This is a genomic window from Oceanisphaera psychrotolerans, assembly GCF_001870485.1.
GTDB classification, from domain to species: Bacteria; Pseudomonadota; Gammaproteobacteria; order Enterobacterales; family Aeromonadaceae; genus Oceanimonas; species Oceanimonas psychrotolerans.
On the sequence record NZ_MDKE01000068.1, the window covers coordinates 29,024 to 51,266 of the forward strand.

A 22,243-nucleotide genomic window follows, 5' to 3' on the forward strand; every position below is an offset into this window, starting at 1 on the left:
TCACCGTTCACCGGCTATCACTCCGTCGCCCTGTCTTTGTATAAGGTATAGCATTCCCATGGCATGGGTTAAAATTGCTTATTCTTATCAATACGATAGCCTGCGTGTATCGTCAGTCCCGGCGCCGGGATCTCCAATATCAAATAGCATGAGGCCAAAATGGACGTTCGTCAGTACCTGGAAAGACCCACCAAGGATGCCATGCGTGAACTCCCCGAGTTCGCCGGCCTGTCACTGGATCATGTTCATCTGGTGCGTGATGCAGAGGAAGTGAGCTTTGCCCGTGAGCAGCTCGGCAACTGTACCCACCTTGGCTTTGATACCGAGAGCAAGCCGACGTTTATGGCGGGTGAGTCCAGCACCGGGCCGCATCTTGTTCAGTTGGCCACGCCCGATCACGCCTTTCTGTTTATGGCCGAGCACCTGGTTGGCAATGCGGCTGGCCATGAGCTGCTGGCCGGGATCCTGCAATCGGAACGTATTATCAAGGTCGGGTTTGGGTTTAAATCGGATCGCGGGCCTGTTTTTCGCAAGTTTGGTATTGAACTGCGTGCCACCATTGAGTTGTCGGGGGCCGTCAAGCGACTGGGTTACCGGCAACAGGTAGGGCTGCAGGCCGCCGTGGCCATAGTGCTGGGTGAATATCTCCCCAAATCCAGAAAGGTCACCCTCTCGAACTGGGCGGCGGAGGCGTTATCTCCGGCCCAACAGCGTTATGCCGCCAACGATGCCCATGCCAGCCTGCGGGTGTATCAGGCTCTGGCCAAGGTGGCGCCCCAGTTGCTGCCCCAGGCCTGATGACTTATATCAATACAATATTATGCCAACATACATATGCGGACAGACCAGAGTATCCGGTGCCGAACACCACCTTCATTACACATCCATGGCGTCGTGATGTGATATCTGCACCATATTTGAAAGACCGGGACGCCAAGGCGGGGGGCGGCTGACGGGAGGCCGACTGGCGGTATGTCGGCAAGAATGCAGGGCTAGCTGGACAGGAGGTTGGGATGAAAGCTGACGCCGGCGTGCGGATTGTCTATCTGGGTAATCCCCTGCACGGGGATGATGCCGCCGGTATTCGCGCGCTGGCGTTGTCGCAGGCGCTTTCCTGGCCCGCCGGGGTCGAGCTGGTGGACGGAGGCACGGGGGGCGTCAGTTTGCTGCCGCTGTTTCAGCATTGCCGGCGCATTATACTGGTGGATGCCTTGCTGAGTCCGGGTCACGAGGGCGAAATCCGCTATCAGTGCAACGTGCAGGCGGATTCGCTGGCGGGAAGCGAAGGCCTGGAACATGGCGGTGGTGTCAAGGGGCTGCTGGCGCTGGTGCCACTGCTGGTGTCACCGGCGCCGATCATCGATATCTTCGTGATTGGCGGCCACCGTTTTACGCCCTGTAGCCCCGAACTCAGCGACGAGGTGTCTCGGGCTCTGCCGGAGCTGTGTCGGCGTCTGCATCGTTATGTGACCGAAGAGCTGATGCCTTCGGACACGGAACGGCCGACGGGCGGCACGCCGCAGAGCGTGATGGGCAGCCGATTGAGGATCACCGGCTGCGTGCAGGGGGTGGGCTTTCGTCCTTTTGTCTATCGACTGGCGACGGAACTCGGGTTGTCGGGCGTCGTCGGCAATATCGGCGCCGGGGTCGATATCCGGCTGGCCGCCGATGCCGCCGGCGTGGCCCGTTTCTGCCAACGGCTGCGGGCGGACTGCCCCGCTCATGCCCGCATAGAGAGTATTGCTGCCGAGCCATTCAGCTTTGCGTCCGTTCCCCATGGCTTTTCGGTGACGGACAGTCAGGCCGAGGGACAGGGGGCCCGGTTTCCGCCGGATCTGGCCGTCTGCCCCCGGTGTCTGGCCGAGCTGGCCGATCCGGATAATCGGCGCCATGGTTATCCCTTCATCAATTGTACCGACTGCGGCCCCCGTTACTCCATTGTCAACACCCTGCCCTGGGACAGGGCCAACACCGCCATGGCGGACTTTCCCCTCTGTGCCGCCTGCCGCCAGGAATATACCGATCCCACCAATCGGCGCTTTCATGCCGAGCCCGTGGCCTGTGCCGAGTGCGGTCCCCGCATCTGGCTGCAAGACGCCGAGGGTCGGGTGCAGGAGGGGCCGACGGCGGCCTTGCTGGTTCAATGCCGATCCTGGTTGAAGCAGGATCGGGTGTTGGCGCTCAAGGGCATCGGCGGTTTTCAACTGGCCTGCGATGCGGGCTCGGCGACGGCCATCGCCTCGTTGCGCCGACGCAAGCACAGGCCCGCCAAGCCATTTGCCGTCATGATGCAGGATTTGGCTCAGGCAGAAATCTATTTCGAGTTGAACAATGCCGAACTGGAATTACTGGCAAGCCCGGCAGCGCCCATCCTGCTGTTGCCGAAGGCGCGGCTCAGGCTGCCGGTGCAAGGAGTCGTGCCCGAGGCGCTGGCGCCGGGCATGGCCTGCATCGGCGTCATGCTGGCGGGTTCGCCGTTGCACTGGTTGTTGTTGAACGAGGTCGGCGGTCCTCTGGTGATGACCTCGGGCAACACCGCTGGCGAGCCCATCTGTATCGACAACCACCACGCCCTGTCGGCACTGGCCCCTCTGGCCGACGGCTTTCTGCTGCACGACAGACCCATACTGCACCGTTGCGACGATTCGGTTCAGGCCTGGCTTGCCGGTCGACCCCGGATGATCCGCCGGGCCCGGGGTGATGTGCCTGCGCCCATTGTTCTGCCGGCCGGGCTGGACGGCGCCGTGCTGGCACTGGGGGCGGATCTCAAGAACAGCCTTTGCCTGACCGGCGGCGGCCAGGCTGTCTTGTCCGCCCATATTGGCGACTTGGCCAACCCGGCCTGCCTCGATACGCTGGCGCAGCAGGTCGATAGCCTGCCCGCGCTGTTGGATCTGGCTCCCCGGGCCATCGCCGTCGATATGCACCCCGATTATGTGTCCTCTCGGCTGGGCGCCCGCCTGGCGAAAGCACGCGGATTGCCACTGATACGGGTACAGCATCATCACGCTCATCTGGTGTCCTGCCTGGTAGAAAACGGGCAGCCGCCCGATGAGCCGGTACTGGGCATCGTGCTCGACGGCTTGGGAGTTGGCGATGACGGTAGCCTGTGGGGCGGGGAGTTTCTGCTGGCCGATTATTCGGGTTATCGACGGCTGGCGCGGCTGCGGCCTTTCCCCCTGCTGGGTGGTGATCAAGCCAATCGCCAGCCCTGGCGTAATCTGCTGGCCCAGCTGGCGCAGTCTTTGCCTTCCGGCTCGGCGCAGGTGACAGCACTGGTCGCCGTCCAGCCGGCACTGAGTTGCCTGACCGGCGCCAGGGCCCAGGCGCTGTTGAAGATGGCGGGCCACTTTCCCCAGACCTCGTCGACGGGGCGCTTGTTCGATGCGGTGGCGGCGTTGCTGGGCGTGGCACCGTCCGAACTCAGCTTCGAAGGCGAAGCGGCCATGACGCTGGAAGCCCTGGCCGAGGGCGCGCAGGCCAACGGCTGTTATCCCTTCGGGTTGAGTAGGCAGGGTGAGCTTTGGCAGCTGGATCCGGCGCCGCTGTGGCCGGTAATGATAGAGGCCCTGCTGGCGGGGCAGGATAAAGCGGTGCTGGCGGCCAATTTTCACCTAAGTTTAGTGAGAGGCTTGTGTGCTTTGGTGCGGCAGTTGCGCCGGCAACAGGGCGTGAGCTTTACCACGGTGGCCCTGAGCGGCGGCGTGATGCAGAACCGCCTGATACTGGAGCCCTTGAGCGAGGCGCTGGACGCCATGGGGCTGACCGTGCTGACCCAGAGCCAGGCCCCGAGTAACGACGGCGGCATCGCCCTGGGTCAGGCCGCCATTGCCCTGGCGAAACGTACAACGGATGTGTAGGCATCGCGGTAGTCGCCCGTTTACGTGGCGGAGCTGGTCTGTAGCCGCCCGTTTACGTGGCGGGGAAAACGGCGTGGTGCCTGATGAACCGGTACCGTCTGCTCCGGCAGCTAAAGCGCCGGCTACGGGGACGCATCCTGGTCTGTAGCCGCCTGTTTACGTGGCGAGAATTTGGATGGCGGGGGGAGGCAAGGCGTATGTGTTTGGGAATACCGGCGCAGGTGGTGGCCATTGTGGATGCCGATGCGGGTCTGGCCCTGGCGGAGACCGCCGGGGTGCGCCGCCAGATCAATATCGCCCTGCTGGCCGCCGATGGCGGTGACCCTTCGGCCCTGATCGGTGAATGGGTCTTGCTGCATGTGGCTTTGCCATGGCGGTGATTGATCAGCTTGAGGCCAGCCGTGCCCTGGCGCTGCTGGCGCAAATGGAAGAAGGGGACGAGTCATGAGCCTGACCCATGATTTCCGTGACGCCGGCCGGGTCAAGGCATTGCTGGCGGCCATTACCCGCGCGGCCGATCCGGTGGCGGCACGCCTCGGTCGCCCCTTGCAGATCATGGAGGTGTGCGGCGGCCATACCCATGCCATCTTCCGTTTCGGGCTGCATCAGTTGCTGCCTGCGTCCATCGAGTTTATCCACGGTCCCGGCTGCCCGGTCTGTGTGCTACCGGTGGAAGCGGTCGATCAGGCGGTCAGCCTGGCGCGGCAAGAGGGGGTGGTGCTGGCGAGCTTTGGCGACCCGCTGCGGGTACCCGGCAGTCGGGGGAGCCTGCTGCAGGCCAGGGCCGAGGGGGCCGAGGTAAAGGTGCTTTATTCCCCCTTCGATGCCCTGGCACTGGCCCGGGCCAATCCCCACAAGCAGGTGGTGTTCTTCGGCATCGGTTTCGATACCACCATGCCGAGCATCGCCTGTTCACTGCTGGCCGCCGACCGGGCCGGACTGACCAACCTGCGTTTTCTCTGCCACCATATCCGGCTGATGCCGACTCTGGCTGGGTTGCTGGCAGCCGGTGAGATAAGTCTCGATGGTTTCGTGGGGCCGGGGCACGTGAGCATGGTGATCGGCAGCCGGGTTTACCAACCCATCGCCGGGCGGTATCACAAGCCGCTGGTGATCGCCGGCTTCGAGCCGGTGGACTTTTTGCAGGCCCTGTATCAACTGATACTGCAACTGGCAGAGGGGCGCTGTGCCATCGAAAACGCCTATGCCCGGGTGGTGGCGGCCGACGGCAACCCGGCCGCACTCAAGGTGATTGACCAGGTGTTCGAGTCGGGCGTGGACAGCCACTGGCGGGGGCTGGGCACGGTGCCGGGCTCGGGCGTGCGGGTGCGGGATCGATACCGGCATCTGGATGCCTCGACCAGCTTGGCCTCGCTCCCCCCGATCGAGGCCGCAGCCGAACCCACCTGGTGTAACGCGGTACTGACCGGCCGGATAAAACCGCACCAGTGCCCGCTGTTCCGCCGCCACTGCACGCCTCAGAACCCGGTTGGCGCCCTGATGGTGTCCAGCGAGGGGGCCTGCGCCGCCTATTATCAGTATCGGCCCGAACAGGTCCCGGCCGAACAGTCTCAAGGTAAGGAGGCGAGCAGTGACTAGCAGTCAGGAAACCATCACCCTGGCCCATGGCGCCGGGGGCGGCGCCATGCACAGCCTGATAGACGATCTCTTTCTGTCCGCCTTCGGCGACGCCCCTCTGCTGCAGAAGGAAGATCAGGCCCGGTTGCCATTGGCGGAGTTTCTGGCCAGGGGGGACCGGCTGGCGCTGACCACCGACAGCTTTGTGGTCAGCCCGCTGGAGTTTCCCGGCGGCGATATCGGCAAGCTGGCGGTGTGCGGCACCCTCAACGATCTCGCCGTGGGCGGCGCCATCCCCCTGTATCTGAGCGCCGCCTTCATCATCGAAGAAGGGCTGCCGCTGGCGTTGCTCGGGCGTCTGGTCGGCTCCATGGCCGAGGCCGCCCGCCAGGCCGGGGTGACCATCGTCACCGGCGACACCAAGGTGGTGGAACGGGGCATGGCCGACAAGCTGTTTATCAACACCACCGGCGTGGGGGTGATACCGATGGGTCTCAATCTTGCCATCGGCTCGGCCCGGCCCGGCGACAAGGTGCTGGTGAACGGCCATGTGGGCGACCACGGCGCCGCCGTCATGCTGGCGCGGGAAGATCTGGGGCTGGTGGGTGAGCTGGCCAGCGATTGTGCCTCCCTGCATTCACTCATTCATCCGGTACTGGCGCAATGTACTGGAGTGCGTTGCCTGCGCGATGCCACCCGCGGCGGCTTGGGGGGCGTGTTGAGCGAAATGGCCGGGGCGTCGGCGGTCGAGATCCGGCTGTGCGAGAGTGACCTGCCCATCCGGCCCCAGACCCGGGCCCTGTGCGAACTGCTGGGGCTGGAGCCGCTGTTTCTTGCCAACGAGGGGCTGGCCGCCATGGTGATCTGCCCCGAGCAGGCCGAGCAGGCGCTGGCGCTGTGGCGTGGGCATCCTCTTGGCCGGGATGCCTGTATCGTCGGTGAAGTCACCGGTTCGTCGTCACCGGGGCGCCTGAGCCTGCTGACACCTTACGGCGGCGAACGGCTGCTGGAGGTACCCCATGGCCTGCAATTACCGCGGATCTGCTGAGCATGCATGAGCTGTCGGTGGTGCGGGCCCTGCTGACCCAGCTTGAACCCTATCAACACAAGGTGATTACGCGCATCCGTATCGAGGTGGGCACCATGAGCTGTGTCGACGGCGAACGGTTGCAGTTCTGTTTCGACATGGTCAAGGGCGAGGCCGGGCTGTGTGATGCCGAGCTTATCATCGATATTGTGCCCGCCCGGGCGGAATGCCGCGATTGCGGCCGGTACTTTGCCCCGAGCGGGCCGGGTGACGCCTGCGACTGCGGCAGCTATGACTATACTCTGGCTTCGGGGCGGCAGCTGCTGTTGACGGAAATAGGATTCGAATGATGTGCGGACATTGTGGATGTTCCAGTGAAAAAGCCCGGTTGTCGGAGCCGGGGAGCGAGGCGCACAGTCACCTGCATCAGGACGGTGACAGCCTGCACTTGCAGCAGGCCTTGCTGGCCGGCAATGATGAACTGGCCCGGCAAAACCGCGATTGGCTGACGGCCAACCGCATCACCGGTATCAACCTGATGGGCACCCCGGGCGCCGGCAAGACCCAATTGCTGGAGGCCACCTTCAGGGGGGCCGGTGCCGACTGGCCGCCGATGGCGGTGCTGGAAGGGGATCAGCAAACCCAGAACGATGCCCGTCGCATTCAGGCCTGCGGCGGGCGGGCGGTGCAGATTAATACCGGCACCGGCTGCCACCTTGATGCGCAGATGATACAGGCGGGCCTCGCCAGTCTGGCGCCGCTGCCCGGCTCTCTGGTGCTGGTGGAGAACGTGGGTAACCTGGTCTGCCCGGCATTGTTCGATCTGGGCGAGCAGCACCGGGTGGCGATGATGGCGGTGACCGATGGCGAAGACAAACCGGAGAAGTATCCCCATCTGTTTGCCGGCTGCGAGCTGGCCATCATCAACAAGGTCGATCTGCTGCCTTATCTGGATGTCGATCTGGAGAAGACCAAGGCATCCTTGCGCCGGCTGAATCCCCGGGTCGAGATCCTGACACTGTCGGCCAGGACAGGGCAGGGGCTGGAAGCCTGGCGTGACTGGCTGCTGACCCGAGCCCATCATGGCTAGGCGTTTCTTGTCGCATCAGGATCTGCACCATCTGCATCAGGCGCTGGTGTTGGCCGGTTTTGAGGTGATCGGCCCCACCGTGAAGGACGATGCCATTCTGTTTGCCCCCATCAAGAGTATCGACGAGCTGCCCTGGGGCTGGCAGGAGCAGGCCGACGCCGGTACTTACCGTTTGCAGCACACCGCCGGCCGGCGCGCCTTTGCCTGGAATACCGGCCCCCAGGGGCTCAAACCCTGGCTGTTTCAGCCCCGGCAAAGCCTGTGGCGCGCCGAAAACACCGAAGATGGCCTGCGCTTTCGTTCCGTGGAGCCCGAGCCGAGACCGCTCGCCTTTATTGGCCTGCGAAGCTGCGATCTGGCGGCGCTGAAAATTCAGGACCAACACTTCCTGGAGGGGCCCCATGCCGATCCCTTCTATCGGGCCCAACGCGCGCAACTGCTGATTGTGGCGGTTAATTGCGGCCGCAGCGCCCACACCTGTTTCTGTGTCTCGACCGGTGACGGCCCCGAGGCACGCTTTGGCTTCGATCTGTTGCTCGACGAACTGGAGGGCGGCTACCTGCTGCAGACCGGCAGCGACCGGGGTACGGCCATCGCGGCGCAGTTGCCCCTGAAAAAAGCCGGCGGCAAGCAGGTGGCCGAGGCCGAGGCTTTGCTTGCGGGAGCTCGCCGGCAGCAGCGGGTGATGCCGAGCGAGGCCGAGCTGGCACAATTGGTAGACCGGCTCGATCATCCACGCTGGCAGCAGGTGGCCGAGCGCTGCCTGGCCTGCGGCAACTGCACCTCGGTTTGCCCCACCTGTTTCTGCTCGAAACAGGACACCGAGGGCGACATTCAAAACCGGCAGGCCGAGCAGGTGCGGCGGTGGGATTCCTGCTTCAGCGAGCAGCACAGCTACATCACCGGCAAGGTGGTCCGACCCGAGATCCGCCACCGCTACCGGCAGTGGCTGGTGCACAAGCTGGCCACCTGGCAGCAGCAATTCGGCCGCAGCGGCTGTGTCGGCTGTGGCCGCTGCATCGCCTGGTGTCCGGTGGCCATCGACTTGGTGGAAGAAGCCAAGGCCCTGCTGGAAGACACACCGCAGGAGGACGATCATGGCTGATTTTCTGCCCATGACCGCCACCCTGGCGGCTAAGAAAATGGAGTTGCCGGGGGTCCATACCCTGAGCTTGGCGCTGGACACGCGCTCACCGTTCAACTTTGATTTCGGTCAGTTCAACATGCTCTACCTGTTTGGCGCCGGTGAAGTGGCTATTTCCATCATGGGCTGGGACCAGGGCCTGTTGCAGCACACCATTCGCGCCGTGGGCCGGGTCACCCGCCCTTTGGTGGAGCTGGAAGTCGGCCAGCAGCTGGGCCTGCGCGGCCCCTTCGGTCAGGGCTGGCCGCTGGCGAAGCTGCAGGGGAAGGATCTGGTGTTCATCACCGCCGGGCTGGGCTGCGCCCCGGTGGTGGCGGCCATTCACCATGCGGTTGCCAACCGGGATCAGTATGGCCGCATCGTGATCCTGCAGGGGGTCAAACACCATGCGGACCTGCTCTGGCAGGCCCAGTACCGGCGCTGGCAAACCCTGGGCAAGTGCCAGGTGCTGCTGGCCGCCAGCGAGGAGCATCGGCATCGGCACCGCTGGCGCCTGGGGCTGGTCACCGAGCTGCTGGAACTGGCCGAATTCGACCCGGGCCATTGCGCCGTATTGATGTGCGGCCCCGAGATCATGATGCTGGCGGCACTCAAGCAGTTGGCGCGGCAGCAGGTGGGAGACGACGCCGTCTATATGAGTCTGGAGCGCAATTTTCAGTGCGGCCAGGGTTTGTGCGGTCATTGCCAGCTCGGTCCGTATTTTGTCTGCAAGGATGGCCCGGTGTTCCATTATCCGACAGTGAAACCCTGGCTGGGGCAGGAGGGACTCTGATGGCAACGCCCAAACTGACCCTGGCGGTACACAAGCTGACTTCCTGCTCCGGCTGCCAGTTGGCCTTCCTCAATCAGGGGACGGCGCTGCTCGATATGCTGGAAGAGGTGGAGTTTCTGCATTTTATCGAGGCGGGAATCGAAGGGCCGGAACAAGCCGTCGATGTAGCCTTTGTCGAGGGCAGTATCTCTACCCCGGAAGATCTCGAGCGGGCCCGGGCCCTGCGGAAAAACAGCAAGCTGGTAGTCACCATCGGCGCCTGTGCCACCAGTGGTGGCATCCAGGCTCTGCGCAACATGGCGGATGGTCCGGCCTGGCAGGCGGCCATCTATGCCCGGCCGGACTTTATCGCCACCCTGGCAACCTCAACCGGGGTGGCCGAGCACATCAAGGTGGACTTCGAACTCTGGGGTTGCCCCATTACGGTCGAACAGATGCGCCATTTTCTGCGCCAGTTGCGACTGGGTGTGCAGCCCAGGCCCGAGGCCGAAAAGCTGTGCATGGAGTGCAAGCGCCGGCTGCAGGTCTGCGTCATGGTGACCCGGGGCGCCCCTTGTCTGGGGCCCGTGGTGCGCACCGGCTGCGGTGCTCTCTGCCCCGCCTTCGGCCGGGCCTGCTACGGTTGCTTCGGCCCCTCCGAGCAACCAAACTGCGACAGCCTCGCCAATCGATTCGCCGGCCTGGGCCTGCTGCCCGACGACATTGCTCGGCGTTTCGCCGCCATCCACAGTCACAGTGTGCCCTTTCGTGAACAAAGCCGGCGCTGGCAGTCAATCGATGTGCGGGAGCTGGATGAATGAAAAAAAACAAGCGCCGTATCTCCCTCAAGGTCCCCTTCGTCACCCGGTTGGAGGGAGAGGGATCTCTGGAGCTAAGTGCCCGTGGAGACAGCATCGACAAGCTGTATCTGGCGATCTTCGAGCCGCCCCGGCTGTTCGAGAAATTTCTGGAAGGGCGCGGCTATCAGGAGGTGCCGGATCTCAACGCCCGTATCTGCGGCATCTGCCCCATGGCCTACCAGCTTACTTCCATTCAGGCGATGGAGCAGTTGTTCGGTATCGAGCTGCCCGCGCCGCTGGTGCAGCTCAGAAAGCTGATGAACCTGGGGGAGTGGGTGCAGAGCCATGCGCTGCATATTCACTTTCTGGCGGCGCCGGACTTTCTGGGGTTCGATCATGCTCTGGCCATGGCCAAACAGCATCCTGAGGTACTGAAACGCGGCATGCAACTGCAGGAGGCCGGCAATGCGCTGATGACCTTGCTGGGGGGGCGCTCCGTGCATCCGGTTGGGTTGCAGGTGGGGGGCTTTGGTCGCCTGCCCGATATGGCGCGCTGGGATCAGGCCCGGCGGCTGGTAGAGCAGGCGCTGCCTGCCGCCGAACAACTGGTGCGCTGGACGGCGGGGCTGACGCTGCCCGATTACAGTCATGACTTTATCTGGGTCAGCCTGACCGAGCCGGATACCTATGCCATCAACGGCGGTCGCATCAGCAGCAACACCGGCCTGAGCCTGGGTTATGAGGATTATGCCGGCCATTTTGCCGAGCATCAGGAACCCCATTCCACCGCGCTGTATTCACTGCTCGATGGCAAGGATTATCTGGTGGGCCCGCTGGCGCGGATGAACAACAGCTTCGCGCAGCTGCCCGCCGAGGTGCAGGCGCTGGCCCGGGACTGCGGTTTCAGCTTCCCCAATCGCAACATGTTTACCAGCATTCAGGCCCGGGCATTGGAGATTTACTGGGCGCTGTTCGAGGCCAGGCAACTGCTGGCCCTGGATTGCCCGACCGGTGAGGCCTACGTACCGGTGACCCCCAGGGCCGGAGAGTGCTGCTTCTGCACCGAGGCGCCGCGAGGCATGATTTATCATCACTATCGGCTGGACGAGCAGGGCAAGGTGCTGTCCTGCAGTATCATCCCGCCCACCAGCCAGAACCAGGCCCGCATCGAGCAGGATCTGAAAACCTCGGTGATGCGCTTTGGCCTGAGCCACAGCGACCTGGAACTCAAGCTGTTTTGCGAGCGGCTGATCCGCAACTACGACCCCTGTATTTCCTGCTCCACCCATTTCCTGCAGTTCAAGATACGGCGCGATTAGCCTGTCTGGTTTCCTCTCGCACCTAGGTCAAAGGGCCAGCTCCTCCGGCTCGCCGTAATATGAATAGCCTGATTAAAGCTAGACTTCATTGAGGAACACCGGGGGGCGGCGGCATCCGGAAAAACACCTTCATGTCCTGCCGCTCTGATCAGGGCTTTGCTACGCGCAAGGCCATCAGCAAGCAATCAGCAAGCCATCAGCAAACAAGGGGCTCGAATGGACTTTGACACCATCCCCAAGACACTCGACCGCTTCCGTCCTCCGCCTAACCTGACGGATTATCGACAGGCGTACCGGGACTTTGACTGGCAGCAGGCCAGGATCAAGGATCAGGGCGGCGGCATCAATATCGCCTTCGAGGCGGTAGACCGCCATGTGCAGGAAGAGCAGGGCGCGCAGCCGGCGCTGGTCTGGCTGGGCAAGCAGGGGGAGCGGCGCGTTTACAGCTACGGCCAGCTGCAGGGGCTCAGTAATCGATTTGCCAATCTGCTGACCGATCTGGGAGTGGCCAGGGGAGACGCCGTGTTCAGTCTGTGCGGGCGCACACCGCCGCTTTATGCCGCCCTGCTGGGCAGCCTGAAGGCCGGCAACGTGTTTTGCCCGCTGTTTTCCGCATTCGGCCCCGAGCCGATCCGTTCGCGCATGGAAATCGGCGACGCCCGGGTGCTGGTCAGCAGCGCCCGTTTATACCACAAGAAGGTGGCACCCTGGCGCAGCGAATTGCCTCACCTCAGGCAGGTGTTGCTCTACGACTGTCAGGGAGACTGCCCCGCCGGCTGCCTGGATCTGGACCTCGCCCTGAGTGAGGCCAGCGAGATATTCACGAACTGCCCGACCCAGGCCGAAGATCCCGCCCTGCTGCACTTTACCAGCGGCACCACAGGCCCGCCCAAGGGCGCCCTGCATGTGCACGAAGCGGTGATCCATCACGGCTATTCCGCCTGGTGTGCGCTGGATCTGCACCCCGGCGATGTCTACTGGTGTACCGCCGATCCGGGCTGGGTCACCGGCACCAGTTACGGAGTGATTGCCCCGCTGTGCAATCGGGTCACCCTGGTGGTGGACGAGGCGGAGTTTGACCCCGAGCGCTGGTACCGCATTCTGGCCGACGAGCGGGTCAACGTCTGGTATACGGCGCCGACGGCGATTCGCATGCTGATGAAAGTCGGGGATGAGCTGGTGGCCCGGTTTGATCTCGGCGCCTTGCGCTTTATGGCCAGCGTTGGCGAGCCTCTCAATCCCGAGGCGGTGGTGTGGGGGCAGCGGGTGTTCGGCATGCCCTTTCACGACAACTGGTGGCAGACCGAGACCGGCGGCATCATGCTGGCCAACTTTGCCGCCGAGCCGGTCAAGCCCGGCTCCATGGGCCAGCCCTTGCCGGGCATCAGGGCGGGCATAGTGCAGGTCGATGAGCAGGGGCAACTGACCGAGCTGACCACGCCGGGCCAGGTGGGCGAGCTGGCCCTGCGATTGGGCTGGCCGTCCATGTTCCGGGGCTACCTGCATGAAGAAGCGCGTTACCGGAACTGTTTCAAAGGCAACTGGTATCTGAGCGGCGATCTGGCCTACCGGGATCAAGACGGTTACTACTGGTTTGTGGGCCGCAGCAAGGAGCTGATCAAGTCCGCCGGTCACCTTATCGGTCCCTTTGAGGTAGAAAGCGTGTTGCTGGAGCACCCGGCGGTGGCGGAAGCCGGGGTGATTGGTATTCCTGACGAGGTCGCCGGCGAGGTGGTCAAGGCCTTTGTGGCGCTCAAACCCGGTTATGAACCCGATGATGAGCTGCTCAAGAGCCTTCTGGCCCACGCCAGAAAGCGCCTGGGACCGGCGGTGGCACCGAGGGAAATCACCATCAAGGACAACCTGCCCAAGACCCGCAGCGGCAAAATCATGCGCCGCCTGCTCAGGGCCCGGGAGCTGGGGCTGCCGCCGGGCGATATCTCCACCCTGGAAAGTGACGAGGGCGATCTCCATGAAAAGTAAACCAGAGCCCGCCGGCGCCGAGCCGGATACCCGTCACCTGCTGTTGCTGCTGCAGGAAATGCTGCGTATCCGTCGCTTCGAGGAACGCTGTGCCGAGCTCTATATGGAAGAGAAGATCCGCGGCTTTCTGCATCTTTATATCGGTGAAGAGGCGGTGGCGGTGGGAGTGATGCAGGCGCTGACGGCGGAGGATGCGGTGATCGCCACCTATCGCGAGCATGGTCATGCCCTGGCCCGGGGCCTGGACATGAAGGCGGTGATGGCGGAGATGTACGGCAAGGTGACTGGCAGCAGCCGGGGGCGGGGCGGTTCCATGCATATCTTCGACCAGGCCAAACGCTTCTACGGTGGTAATGCCATCGTCGCCGGCGCCCTGCCCATGGCGGTGGGGCTGGCGCTGGCGGATCAGTTGCAGGGGCGAAACCGGGTTACTTGTTGCTTCTTCGGTGAAGGGGCGGTGGCGGAAGGGGAATTTCACGAAAGCCTGAACCTGGCGCAACTGTGGCAGTTGCCGGTGCTGTTCGTGTGTGAAAACAACCGCTACGCCATGGGCACGGCGCTGGCCCTTTCCGAGTCGGAACCGCGTATCTTCAAGAAGGCCGAAAGCTATGGTTTGGCCGCCCGGGCGGTGGACGGCATGCAGGTAACAGAGGTGGAGGCGGCGGCCCGGGCAGATTGCGAGGCCATCCGGGCCGGCGGTGGCCCTCGCTTTCTGGAATGCCTGACCTACCGTTTTCGCGGCCATTCCATGTTCGATACCCAGCTGTACCGCACCCCGGACGAGGTCGAGCAGTGGCAGAAAAAGGGGCCCATCGTGCAGCTCAGGCACCGGCTGGAACAGAGTGGCAGTCTGGACGAGGCCCGCTGGCAGCAGCTGGAGCAGGCGGTCAGGCTGGAGATCAATGCCGCCGTCGCCTTCGCCGAGCAGTCCGAATTCGAGCCCAAGTCGGATCTGTGCCGCAGCGTTTATCAGGAGTCGCAAGCATGAACGAGCCGACCATCAGTTACCGTGAAGCGATGCGCGAAGCCATCCGGGACGCCATCCATGAAGACCCGCGGGTATTCGTGATGGGTGAGGACGTGGGTCATTACGGCGGCTGTTACGCGGTGACCAAGGGGTTGCTGCAGGAATTCGGCGAGCAGCGGGTGCGGGACACCCCCTTGTCCGAGTCCGGCTTCGTCGGTGCCGGCATCGGTGCGGCCCTGGGGGGCATGCGGCCCATCGTGGAGGTGATGACGGTCAACTTCAGCCTGCTGGCGCTGGATCAAATCGTCAATAATGCGGCCACCCTGCGGCATATGTCCGGGGGGCAGTTGGGGGTGCCGCTGGTGATCCGCATGGCCTGCGGTGCCGGTCGGCAGCTGGCGGCGCAGCACTCTCATAGCCTGGAAAACTGGTATGCCCATGTGCCGGGCCTCAAGGTGCTGGCCCCGGCCACCCTTGCCGACGCCCGTTACATGCTGGCCATGGCGCTGGCGGATCCCGATCCCGTGTTGTTGTTCGAGCATGTGCTGCTCTACAACAACACGGGGCCGGTACCGACAAAGGATCAGTGCCCCGACATGCACCAGGCCGTGGTGCGCCGGGAAGGAGCCGATCTTAGCCTGGTAAGCTACGGCGGCTCCCTGCCCAAGGTTCTGGAAGCTGCCGAATTGCTGCAGAGCCAGGGCATCGGTGCCGAGGTGGTGGACCTGCGTTGCCTGCGGCCTCTGGATATCGAGACCCTGTTTGCATCGGTCAACAAGACCCGGCGCCTGCTGGTGGTGGATGAGGGCTGGCGCACCGGCAGTCTGGCCGGTGAAATTTGCGCCCTGGTGGCGGAACATTGCTTCTGGTCACTGGATGCGCCGCCGCAACGGCTGTGCAGCGCCGAGGTACCGATTCCCTATCCCCGGCATCTGGAGCTGGCGGCGACGCCTCAGGTCGAGGGCATCGTACGGCCGCAATCAGGGTGGTGGGAAAATGACAAAAATCATCAAGATGCCGTCGTTCGGCTCCGATATGGCCAAGGGCATGGTGGCCGAGTGGCGGGTCAAGCCCGGCGATACGGTGCACCGAGGTGACGTGATCGCCACTATCGAGACCATGAAGGGCCTGATCGACCTGGAGGTATTCGACGAAGGGGTGGTGGAGGCCTTGCTGGCGGAAGAAGGGCAGCAGCGCCAGGTGGGCGAACCCATCGCCCGGTTGCAACTGGCCGGTGAAGCCGAAACGGCCGAAGTAGTGGAGCAAAGTCTGGCGGAGCAAGGCCCCGAACAAGCCGTTGAGCCCGACGCCACCAAGGCAACGCCTGCTCCCGCTCAGCCGAAGCCGGCTGCCGGTGCTATGGTGCGGATCTCGCCGGCGGCCCGACAACGGGCCGGGCAACTGGGGCTCGACTGGCATACCCTTGGGCCCGGCAGCGGCCCGGAGGGCGCCTGGTGCTGGCGGATATCGAATCCCTGGCGCCGGTAGTGGACGACCCGGGGCTACGGATGCGTCAGGCCATCGCCGAGGTGGTGACGCGTTCCAAGCGGGAGATCCCCCATTATTATCTGGAGCGGGATATTCCTCTGGCGCGGGCTCAGGACTGGTGCTCGGCCTTCAATCAGGGCAAGCCTGCCGAACAGCTGGTGCTGGTCAATGCCCTTGTTTATTGCGCCCTGGCCAGGGCGCTGGCCGAATTCCCCCAGTTCAACGGCTTTTACCGGGAAGGCGGCTATCTGAGTGAACCCCGGGTGCACCTGGGCAATGTCATCAGCCTGCGCCAGGGAGGCATGGTGGTGGCGGCCATTCATGACGCGCCTCTATTGGGGGCGACAGCCATGATGGCCAGCTTGCGGGATCAGGTGACTCGGGCCCGGGAAGGGGGGCTGAGGAGCTCGGAAATTCAGGACGCGACCGTGACGGTATCGAATCTTGGCGAGCGGGGCTCGGATCGTATTCAGGGGGTGATCTTTCCGCCGCAGGTCACCCTGCTGGGCATAGGGCGGGTGCGCAGCGCCCCCTGGGTGCAGGAGCAGAAGATAGTGCCCATGACCCTGGCCAGCTTCAGCCTGGCCGCCGACCACAGGGTGAGTGACGGCCATGACGGCGCCCGCCTGCTCAACCGGATAGACAAGCTGTTGCAACAGCCGGAGGCACTGGAATGAAAGACAAACAAGCGCTGGCCGAGCTGATCTGTCGCCAGATCCGGGAGATAGCACCGGATGCGGACACCGAGCAGCTGAACCCGGACGAAGACATGCGCGACGAGCTGGATCTGGACTCGATGGACTTTTTGCGGTTGATCGAGGCGCTGAGCCGGGCGCTGGACGTGCACATCCCCGAGGCCGACTTTGCTAGCATTACCCATTTATCGAAGATGGTGGATTACTTGAGCCGTCGGCTGGCGGCCGACACCTGAACGCCAGCCAGGTCCGTATCTGCTCGCAGACCCAGTCCGGGGCGTCCAGGGTCAGGTCGTGGCCGGCATCCGGATGACGACGCAGGGGGAGTTGCCAGTGCTCGGCAATGGCCAGGCTGCAGCGAGGATTGACCAGCTCATCGCCCAGGCTGTTCAGTACCAGCATGGGTACCGCGGGTCGGGCGGGTGGCGGACGATAGCAGAGGGCGGCAAGCAACTGGCGCAAGGTATTGCGGCGAGAGGGGGGCAACTCCCGGGCATGGGCGGTCCAGCGGGTCAGGAGATCGGCGTCATCGGCAAAGCATCGGCTGGTCAGTTGCAGTATGGCGGCTTCCTGCAGCAAGGGATCCCGCTGCCACAGGCACCATCTCAACAGCGGCCAGTATACCTGCGGTCTCAGCCGGTGATAGCAGGGGCTGAGGCCGGCCAGGCTGCTGTTGATCAGCACGACCACGTCCAGCTCGGCCGGGTAGCGGCTGGCCCAGTCCACCGCGATCATGCCGCCCAGAGACAAGGCCAGCAGCCGTAGCGGCCCCTTGTCACGCTCTGCCTGCCAACGGTCCCTTACCCCGTCGGTGATATCCGCAATGCGACTAGGCTCTGCCGATGATGCTCACGACCGAAACCGGGCAGGTCCGCCAGTATCACCCGCGCATCGGGAAAGCAGCGTTGCAGGTGCAGGGGAAATCCTTCCCAATGACGTTGCTCGCGCATCAGGCCCCTTAGTAGCAGCCAATTAGTGCTCATTCTCGCTCCAGACCGGTAACGGCTTCTCACAGATAAAACATAGTCATTGTGACAAAACTGGACCGTCGCCAGTCCCGTATCTATTGCCGTCATTCCTGCGAAGGCAGGAATCCAGCGTGACCAGATACCATTCCGGCGAGCGGCACCGAAAGCACAGGACCCCCGCCTTCGCGGGGGGAGACTGGGTTATCGCGGATGTGGTGGAGTTATTGCGGTGATGACGAGGTGTATTGTGGAGGAAGCAGATCACGGGCGTGGGAAGATGACAAAGCAGGCCCATTGTCTGCACCGCGTCTATTGTCGTCATTCCTGCGAAGGCAGGAATCCAGCGTGACCAGATACCATACCGGCTAGCGGCACTGAAAAGCACAGGACCCCCGCCTTCGCGGGGGAGACTGGGTTATCGTGGAGGTGGCGGAGTTATTACGGGGACGTGCCGTTATAGCGAGTATGACGAGATTCGTTGAACCGTTAGCAGGCAAGGTGCCCGGCATGAAAGCGCAGATGCTGCTCGATGAAGCTGGCGATGAAGTAATAGCCGTGATCAAAGCCTTCTCGCCGGTTCAGTTCCAGCGGATAACCACTGTGGCTGGCGGCGTCCTCCAGCGTCTCCGGCTTGAGCTGCTCGGTGAGAAAAGCGTCGGCCTCCCCCTGATCCACCAATGCCGGCACAAAGCGGCTGGCCTGGCGCATCAGCAGGCTGGCATCATAATCGGCCCAGACGGTGGTGTCCTTGCCCAGATAGGCGGTAAAGGCCTTCCTGCCCCAGGGGCAATTGACCGGGTTGCCGATCGGGCTGAAGGCCGAGACCGAGCGATAGCGTTCCGGATTGCGAAGGGCCAGCACCAGAGCGCCGTGACCACCCATGGAATGACCGGCAATGGCACGCCGGTCGTTGACCGGGAACATGGACTCGACAAGCGCCGGCAGTTCGTTCAGCACATAGTCGTACATCTGGTAGTGACGGTTCCATGGCGGCTGGGTGGCATTGACATAGAAGCCCGCACCCAGGCCCAGATCGTAGCCGTCATCGTCGGCCACCTCATCGCCGCGAGGGCTGGTATCCGGCGCGATAATGGCCATGCCCAGCTCGGCGGCCATGCGCTGGGCGCCGGCTTTCTGCATGAAATTTTCATCGGTGCAGGTCAACCCGGACAGCCAGTACAGCGCCGGCACCTTGTCACCCTTTGAAACCTGGGGCGGCAGGTAAATGGCAAAACGCATGGTGCAATTCAGCGTGTTCGAGTTATGACTGTACTGCTTGTGCCAGCCACCGAAGCTTTTGTTACAGCTCAGGTTTTCAATGCTCATCCGTGTCTCTCAGAAGGCGGGGCGCCGTGGTGTCGATGGCGATATTATATTCTCATACCATCTGGAGATAATGGTCGGATATTTAAAATTACTTTTACCATAAAGTAACAATATAATCGGTGTCATCGATGTATTTGGCGCCAGGCGCAAGGGTGTAGGCATGTTTATCTGGGAAGGGGTGAGTGAGTTTGTGGCGGTGGCCGAGGTGGAAAGCTTTACCGTGGCAGCCAAAAGACTGGGCATATCTACCGCCCAGGTCAGCCGTCAGGTCAGCGCCCTGGAAGCCAGGCTGTCGACCAAGTTGTTTTATCGTACTACCCGCAAGGTGTCGGTGACCGAAGCCGGCCAGATTTACTACCAGCATTGCCGGCAGGTGCTCGACGGACTGGAAGAGGCCGAGCGCACCATCACCAACCTGCAGCTGGCACCCAGGGGAAAGCTGCGGCTGACGGCACCGGTGACCTATGGCGAAAAGACCATCGCTCCACTGGTCAACGACTTCGTGCTGCGCTATCCGGAGCTGGAGGTGCAGATGAAACTGACCAACCAGAAGCTGGATCTGGTGGCCGAGGGTTACGATCTGGCGGTGCGGCTGGGCAAGCTGGAAGACTCCAGCATGATGGCCAGGAGGCTGTCTTCCCGCACCCCGTATGTGTGCGCCTCGCCGCAATACCTTGCTATCTATGGGGTGCCCCACACCTTGTCGGAACTGGATCAGCATAATTGCCTGCAGGGCAATTTGGATTACTGGCGTTTTCAGGAGCAGGGCAAGCCGCGTAATGTCCGGGTAAAAGGCAATATCCGCTGCGACAGCGGCTGGGCACTGCTGGATGCGGCCCTCAAGGGCATCGGTATCGTGCAGTTGCCGGATTATTATGTGCAGCCGGCGCTGGCCTCGGGCGAGCTGATCTCCCTGCTGGAACATTATCAGGAGCCGGACGACGGCATCTGGGCCATTTATCCGCACAACCGCCATCTGTCGCCCAAGGTACGGATGCTGCTGGACTATCTGAGCGAGGCGCTGAGCTGACAACTCTCCGCCCGCCGGCAGATAATCTATATAAAAAAACGGTCTTTTGTTGTAATAATCGCCCGCCTTGCCGCGACTTAGTGAGTAACCGTCAGACATCGTAGTTAGGCATTGTTGCCATGACGGAAGGGCATTTGCCCTGCTGAACCGGACCTTGCAGGCAACGATAATGCCACAAGGCTGCTCACTTAGATTAGAGGAACGCATCATGAAAGCCATTACTTCACTTATGCTGGCGGCGGTGTTTACCGTCGCGATGTTACCGGCCCAGGCAGCGACGGTGTCGGCTAACACGGGCATCATTACCCAGACCTTGTCGATGGGTGATGGGGTAGATCATCGACATTGTATGCTGATGAAAAAACGCGGTAAAAAACTGCCTGGTTATTGCGGAAATTAAGGCAGAACAGACAGGCGGTGTGAGTCGGGCTGGGGTGCGAAAGCATCCCGGCCCGTTTTTGTATTTACTCCCCGGTGCACCCGTACTTGCAACAAACCCGATGCCCGGTAAGCGAACAGATGAGCTCCTTAGTCTTCCGTCACCGGCCTGGCCGGACGCGGTAAAACAGAGGGCAACCGCGCCAGTATCGCGATCACCACGATCGAGAAGATCAACCGGGCCCAGAGAATGCCCGATAGATCAGCCCCCAGCAGCAGGATCAACAGGGTATCTTCGATGATGCTGTGGCACAGGCCGAGGAAGCTCAGGGTCAGGAAGATGTCCCGGCGGCTGAGCCGGCCCGAATTTGCCTCTCTGATCAACAGGCCGGCGCCGTAGCTCAGGCCCAGGGTCACGCCGATGATGGTGATATTGGCGGCTTCTCGCCCTATACCCAGCAGCCGGAGTACCGGAAACAGCAGGGCATGGATGGCGTTTTCGATGCCCAGCAGGCGCAGCAGCCGTAACAGGCCGAGCAGCGCCAGTATGACGGGAAAAATGCCCAGCAGGGTGATCAGCTGATCTCCTGTCCAGGCCAGCAGGCCGGCGTCGGGCGTATCCTGTGGCTGCCAGAGCACCTGGCCTGGAGTCTGCAACCAGCCGGTCAGTGAATAAATACCGTTCAGTATCATGCCCAGCGTCAGGGCGCCTCCGATCCGGATAGCCAGGGTTGCCCGCCACGAGACACCGGCGCGTTTGGCGACGGCTCCTTCCACCGGCAGAGAATGTGCCAGCAGCATCAGAGTACCCAATATGGTGAGTTGAGCCGCGGTCAGAGGCTCCTGACCTGCCACCTCGAAGAACACCAGCATGGCCGTGTAAATATTGGTCAGCAGCACGGTGGCCCAGACCAGCCCCAGGCTGTCGGGCAGCCCCATCAGCTGCATCAGGGGGGACAGCAACCAGGCCAGCCACTGGGTGCCGCCCAGCATATCCAGGGTTTTTACCAGCAGCAGGGCCGGCAGCATGACCTTGAGCAGGGTCAGATAGACACCGGTGGTGTCTTTCAAGAGAGTGGTCAGTTCGCCGGTGAGTCGTTTGAGCAGAGGCATCATGTTTTCCTGATTACGGGGGAGTACTTGCCCGCCTGGTATGGGTGTATGGCGGTTATTCTGGGCGAAAATGAGAAAATAATTTCTCTTTAATGTGAATATACTTTTTCTATAATTTGTTTTTTTAACCTCAAAAGAAATTAAATTAACAGGATGACCATGAATCTGGATCGCATCGACAGTGCCATTCTCGATCGGCTGCAGCATGACTGCAGCCTCACCAATCTGCAACTGGCGGAGAAAGTAGGCTTGTCCCCGCCGGCTTGCCTGAAGCGGGTGAAACGGCTGACCGAGGCGGGCTATATCGGCAAGCGGGTGGCCCTGCAGGTGCCGGAGAAGTTTGGTCCCTGCCTGCATATGGTGGTGGAAGTGGTGATGGAGCGAGATCACAAGGCGCTGTATCAGCGCTTTCTTAACAGTGCATTGGCGGCACCGGAAGTGAAGCAATGTTACCGGGTCACCGGCGAAGTGGATTTTGTGCTTATCGTCATTGTGCCGGATATGCCGTCCTACAGGGCGTTCTGCGATCGGGTGCTGTACGCCGATGACAACATGAAAAAATTCCGCACCCTGCTTTCCATGAGGCGGGACAAGTTCGATACGGCCATCACCATAGGCTGACCCGGTGTCGACTAAACTTCAGTAAGCGCGCTCCGGGCCGTGGACGTTCAGCGGGTCTTGGCACTTCTGTTTGGCACTACCTGTGAGGCGCATCACGACCGGGGG

Annotated in this window: 24 protein-coding genes; 20 read left to right on the forward strand and 4 right to left on the reverse strand. The window is 62.5% G+C overall.

Features of this window, described 5'->3' with window-relative positions:
* Window positions 1-159: 159 nt before the first annotated feature.
* The 17 genes from BFR47_RS15855 to BFR47_RS15930 all read left to right on the forward strand — a co-directional run bounded on the left by BFR47_RS15855 (window position 160) and on the right by BFR47_RS15930 (window position 16,938).
* Complete coding sequence (locus BFR47_RS15855; protein ID WP_071473966.1) at window positions 160-798, forward strand: 3'-5' exonuclease; 639 nt, start codon at window positions 160-162, stop codon at window positions 796-798.
* Window positions 799-1,013: 215 nt separating this feature from the next.
* Complete coding sequence (gene hypF / locus BFR47_RS15860) at window positions 1,014-3,860, forward strand: carbamoyltransferase HypF (protein WP_083399189.1); 2,847 nt, start codon at window positions 1,014-1,016, stop codon at window positions 3,858-3,860.
* A gap of 197 nt (window positions 3,861-4,057) precedes the next feature.
* A complete protein-coding gene (locus BFR47_RS15865; RefSeq protein WP_217645583.1) occupies window positions 4,058-4,240 on the forward strand; it encodes a HypC/HybG/HupF family hydrogenase formation chaperone in 183 nt (60 codons plus the stop codon).
* 64 nt (window positions 4,241-4,304) lie between these two features.
* Window positions 4,305-5,459: a hydrogenase formation protein HypD gene (hypD, locus tag BFR47_RS15870; RefSeq protein WP_071473967.1), complete on the forward strand. Its 1,155-nt coding sequence runs from the start codon at window positions 4,305-4,307 to the stop codon at window positions 5,457-5,459.
* Window positions 5,452-6,486, forward strand: a complete 1,035-nt coding sequence (gene hypE / locus BFR47_RS15875) for a hydrogenase expression/formation protein HypE (protein ID WP_139215210.1) — start codon at window positions 5,452-5,454, stop codon at window positions 6,484-6,486. Before hypD ends, hypE begins: the two co-directional genes overlap by 8 nt.
* 2 nt (window positions 6,487-6,488) lie before the next feature.
* On the forward strand, window positions 6,489-6,815 hold the full coding sequence (locus BFR47_RS15880) for a hydrogenase maturation nickel metallochaperone HypA/HybF (protein ID WP_071473969.1): 327 nt from the start codon (window positions 6,489-6,491) through the stop codon (window positions 6,813-6,815).
* The gene (hypB, locus tag BFR47_RS15885; protein WP_245748967.1) at window positions 6,812-7,555 is read left to right on the forward strand and encodes a hydrogenase nickel incorporation protein HypB; all 744 of its coding nucleotides are present in this window, start codon (window positions 6,812-6,814) and stop codon (window positions 7,553-7,555) included. The genes BFR47_RS15880 and hypB overlap by 4 nt, the downstream gene beginning before the upstream one ends.
* A complete protein-coding gene (locus BFR47_RS15890) occupies window positions 7,548-8,660 on the forward strand; it encodes a 4Fe-4S dicluster domain-containing protein (RefSeq protein ID WP_071473971.1) in 1,113 nt (370 codons plus the stop codon). Before hypB ends, BFR47_RS15890 begins: the two co-directional genes overlap by 8 nt.
* A complete protein-coding gene (locus BFR47_RS15895; RefSeq protein WP_071473972.1) occupies window positions 8,653-9,471 on the forward strand; it encodes an FAD/NAD(P)-binding protein in 819 nt (272 codons plus the stop codon). The genes BFR47_RS15890 and BFR47_RS15895 overlap by 8 nt, the downstream gene beginning before the upstream one ends.
* A complete protein-coding gene (locus BFR47_RS15900) occupies window positions 9,471-10,271 on the forward strand; it encodes an NADH-quinone oxidoreductase subunit B family protein (RefSeq protein WP_071473973.1) in 801 nt (266 codons plus the stop codon). Before BFR47_RS15895 ends, BFR47_RS15900 begins: the two co-directional genes overlap by 1 nt.
* Window positions 10,268-11,569, forward strand: a complete 1,302-nt coding sequence (locus BFR47_RS15905; RefSeq protein ID WP_071473974.1) for a Ni/Fe hydrogenase subunit alpha — start codon at window positions 10,268-10,270, stop codon at window positions 11,567-11,569. The genes BFR47_RS15900 and BFR47_RS15905 overlap by 4 nt, the downstream gene beginning before the upstream one ends.
* A gap of 216 nt (window positions 11,570-11,785) precedes the next feature.
* Window positions 11,786-13,552, forward strand: a complete 1,767-nt coding sequence (gene acsA, locus BFR47_RS15910) for an acetate--CoA ligase (RefSeq protein ID WP_071473975.1) — start codon at window positions 11,786-11,788, stop codon at window positions 13,550-13,552.
* A complete protein-coding gene (gene pdhA, locus BFR47_RS15915) occupies window positions 13,542-14,540 on the forward strand; it encodes a pyruvate dehydrogenase (acetyl-transferring) E1 component subunit alpha (protein WP_071473976.1) in 999 nt (332 codons plus the stop codon). Before acsA ends, pdhA begins: the two co-directional genes overlap by 11 nt.
* A complete protein-coding gene (locus BFR47_RS15920) occupies window positions 14,537-15,616 on the forward strand; it encodes an alpha-ketoacid dehydrogenase subunit beta (RefSeq protein ID WP_175514121.1) in 1,080 nt (359 codons plus the stop codon). The genes pdhA and BFR47_RS15920 overlap by 4 nt, the downstream gene beginning before the upstream one ends.
* Entirely contained in the window at window positions 15,516-16,007 is a 492-nt protein-coding gene (locus BFR47_RS18300) for a biotin/lipoyl-containing protein (protein WP_217645584.1), read from the forward strand. The genes BFR47_RS15920 and BFR47_RS18300 overlap by 101 nt, the downstream gene beginning before the upstream one ends.
* Complete coding sequence (locus tag BFR47_RS18305; RefSeq protein ID WP_217645585.1) at window positions 15,974-16,684, forward strand: 2-oxo acid dehydrogenase subunit E2; 711 nt, start codon at window positions 15,974-15,976, stop codon at window positions 16,682-16,684. The genes BFR47_RS18300 and BFR47_RS18305 overlap by 34 nt, the downstream gene beginning before the upstream one ends.
* Window positions 16,681-16,938, forward strand: coding sequence for an acyl carrier protein (locus BFR47_RS15930; protein ID WP_071473977.1), 258 nt, complete (start codon window positions 16,681-16,683; stop codon window positions 16,936-16,938). Before BFR47_RS18305 ends, BFR47_RS15930 begins: the two co-directional genes overlap by 4 nt.
* On the opposite strand, the gene BFR47_RS15935 is transcribed toward BFR47_RS15930, so the two are convergent.
* The 3 genes from BFR47_RS15935 to fghA all read right to left on the reverse strand — a co-directional run bounded on the left by BFR47_RS15935 (window position 16,880) and on the right by fghA (window position 18,996).
* Complete coding sequence (locus BFR47_RS15935; protein WP_217645591.1) at window positions 16,880-17,527, reverse strand: alpha/beta fold hydrolase; 648 nt, start codon at window positions 17,525-17,527, stop codon at window positions 16,880-16,882. The genes BFR47_RS15930 and BFR47_RS15935 overlap by 59 nt on opposite strands.
* A complete protein-coding gene (locus tag BFR47_RS18310; RefSeq protein ID WP_217645586.1) occupies window positions 17,503-17,685 on the reverse strand; it encodes a hypothetical protein in 183 nt (60 codons plus the stop codon). Before BFR47_RS18310 ends, BFR47_RS15935 begins: the two co-directional genes overlap by 25 nt.
* A gap of 471 nt (window positions 17,686-18,156) precedes the next feature.
* Window positions 18,157-18,996: an S-formylglutathione hydrolase gene (gene fghA, locus BFR47_RS15940; protein ID WP_071473979.1), complete on the reverse strand. Its 840-nt coding sequence runs from the start codon at window positions 18,994-18,996 to the stop codon at window positions 18,157-18,159.
* Between the two features lie 160 nt (window positions 18,997-19,156).
* On the opposite strand from fghA, the gene BFR47_RS15945 reads away from it, so the two are divergent.
* Entirely contained in the window at window positions 19,157-20,026 is an 870-nt protein-coding gene (locus BFR47_RS15945) for a LysR family transcriptional regulator (protein ID WP_071473980.1), read from the forward strand.
* Window positions 20,027-20,234: 208 nt separating this feature from the next.
* Window positions 20,235-20,426 (forward strand): hypothetical protein, encoded by a 192-nt coding sequence (locus tag BFR47_RS15950; protein WP_071473981.1) that lies wholly within the window; start codon window positions 20,235-20,237, stop codon window positions 20,424-20,426.
* A gap of 128 nt (window positions 20,427-20,554) precedes the next feature.
* On the opposite strand, the gene BFR47_RS15955 is transcribed toward BFR47_RS15950, so the two are convergent.
* The gene (locus BFR47_RS15955; RefSeq protein WP_071473982.1) at window positions 20,555-21,520 is read right to left on the reverse strand and encodes a hypothetical protein; all 966 of its coding nucleotides are present in this window, start codon (window positions 21,518-21,520) and stop codon (window positions 20,555-20,557) included.
* Between the two features lie 156 nt (window positions 21,521-21,676).
* Here BFR47_RS15955 and BFR47_RS15960 point away from each other — a divergent pair, with 156 nt between their 5' ends.
* Window positions 21,677-22,138 (forward strand): Lrp/AsnC family transcriptional regulator, encoded by a 462-nt coding sequence (locus BFR47_RS15960; RefSeq protein ID WP_071473983.1) that lies wholly within the window; start codon window positions 21,677-21,679, stop codon window positions 22,136-22,138.
* The last annotated feature ends 105 nt before the right edge of the window (window positions 22,139-22,243 follow it).

Excerpts from the sequence above, each read along its gene's own strand:
- BFR47_RS15855 (WP_071473966.1), top strand. The coding sequence starts at position 160 with ATGGACGTTCGTCAGTACCTGGAAAGACCCACCAAGGATGCCATGCGT.
- hypF (WP_083399189.1), top strand. The coding sequence starts at position 1,014 with ATGAAAGCTGACGCCGGCGTGCGGATTGTCTATCTGGGTAATCCCCTG.
- BFR47_RS15865 (WP_217645583.1), top strand. The coding sequence starts at position 4,058 with ATGTGTTTGGGAATACCGGCGCAGGTGGTGGCCATTGTGGATGCCGAT.
- hypD (WP_071473967.1), top strand. The coding sequence starts at position 4,305 with ATGAGCCTGACCCATGATTTCCGTGACGCCGGCCGGGTCAAGGCATTG.
- BFR47_RS15880 (WP_071473969.1), top strand. The coding sequence starts at position 6,489 with ATGCATGAGCTGTCGGTGGTGCGGGCCCTGCTGACCCAGCTTGAACCC.
- hypB (WP_245748967.1), top strand. The coding sequence starts at position 6,812 with ATGATGTGCGGACATTGTGGATGTTCCAGTGAAAAAGCCCGGTTGTCG.
- BFR47_RS15890 (WP_071473971.1), top strand. The coding sequence starts at position 7,548 with ATGGCTAGGCGTTTCTTGTCGCATCAGGATCTGCACCATCTGCATCAG.
- BFR47_RS15895 (WP_071473972.1), top strand. The coding sequence starts at position 8,653 with ATGGCTGATTTTCTGCCCATGACCGCCACCCTGGCGGCTAAGAAAATG.
- BFR47_RS15900 (WP_071473973.1), top strand. The coding sequence starts at position 9,471 with ATGGCAACGCCCAAACTGACCCTGGCGGTACACAAGCTGACTTCCTGC.
- BFR47_RS15905 (WP_071473974.1), top strand. The coding sequence starts at position 10,268 with ATGAAAAAAAACAAGCGCCGTATCTCCCTCAAGGTCCCCTTCGTCACC.
- acsA (WP_071473975.1), top strand. The coding sequence starts at position 11,786 with ATGGACTTTGACACCATCCCCAAGACACTCGACCGCTTCCGTCCTCCG.
- pdhA (WP_071473976.1), top strand. The coding sequence starts at position 13,542 with ATGAAAAGTAAACCAGAGCCCGCCGGCGCCGAGCCGGATACCCGTCAC.
- BFR47_RS15920 (WP_175514121.1), top strand. The coding sequence starts at position 14,537 with ATGAACGAGCCGACCATCAGTTACCGTGAAGCGATGCGCGAAGCCATC.
- BFR47_RS18300 (WP_217645584.1), top strand. The coding sequence starts at position 15,516 with ATGACAAAAATCATCAAGATGCCGTCGTTCGGCTCCGATATGGCCAAG.
- BFR47_RS15930 (WP_071473977.1), top strand. The coding sequence starts at position 16,681 with ATGAAAGACAAACAAGCGCTGGCCGAGCTGATCTGTCGCCAGATCCGG.
- BFR47_RS18310 (WP_217645586.1), bottom strand. The coding sequence starts at position 17,685 with ATGAGCACTAATTGGCTGCTACTAAGGGGCCTGATGCGCGAGCAACGT.
- fghA (WP_071473979.1), bottom strand. The coding sequence starts at position 18,996 with ATGAGCATTGAAAACCTGAGCTGTAACAAAAGCTTCGGTGGCTGGCAC.
- BFR47_RS15945 (WP_071473980.1), top strand. The coding sequence starts at position 19,157 with ATGTTTATCTGGGAAGGGGTGAGTGAGTTTGTGGCGGTGGCCGAGGTG.
- BFR47_RS15950 (WP_071473981.1), top strand. The coding sequence starts at position 20,235 with ATGAAAGCCATTACTTCACTTATGCTGGCGGCGGTGTTTACCGTCGCG.
- BFR47_RS15955 (WP_071473982.1), bottom strand. The coding sequence starts at position 21,520 with ATGATGCCTCTGCTCAAACGACTCACCGGCGAACTGACCACTCTCTTG.
- BFR47_RS15960 (WP_071473983.1), top strand. The coding sequence starts at position 21,677 with ATGAATCTGGATCGCATCGACAGTGCCATTCTCGATCGGCTGCAGCAT.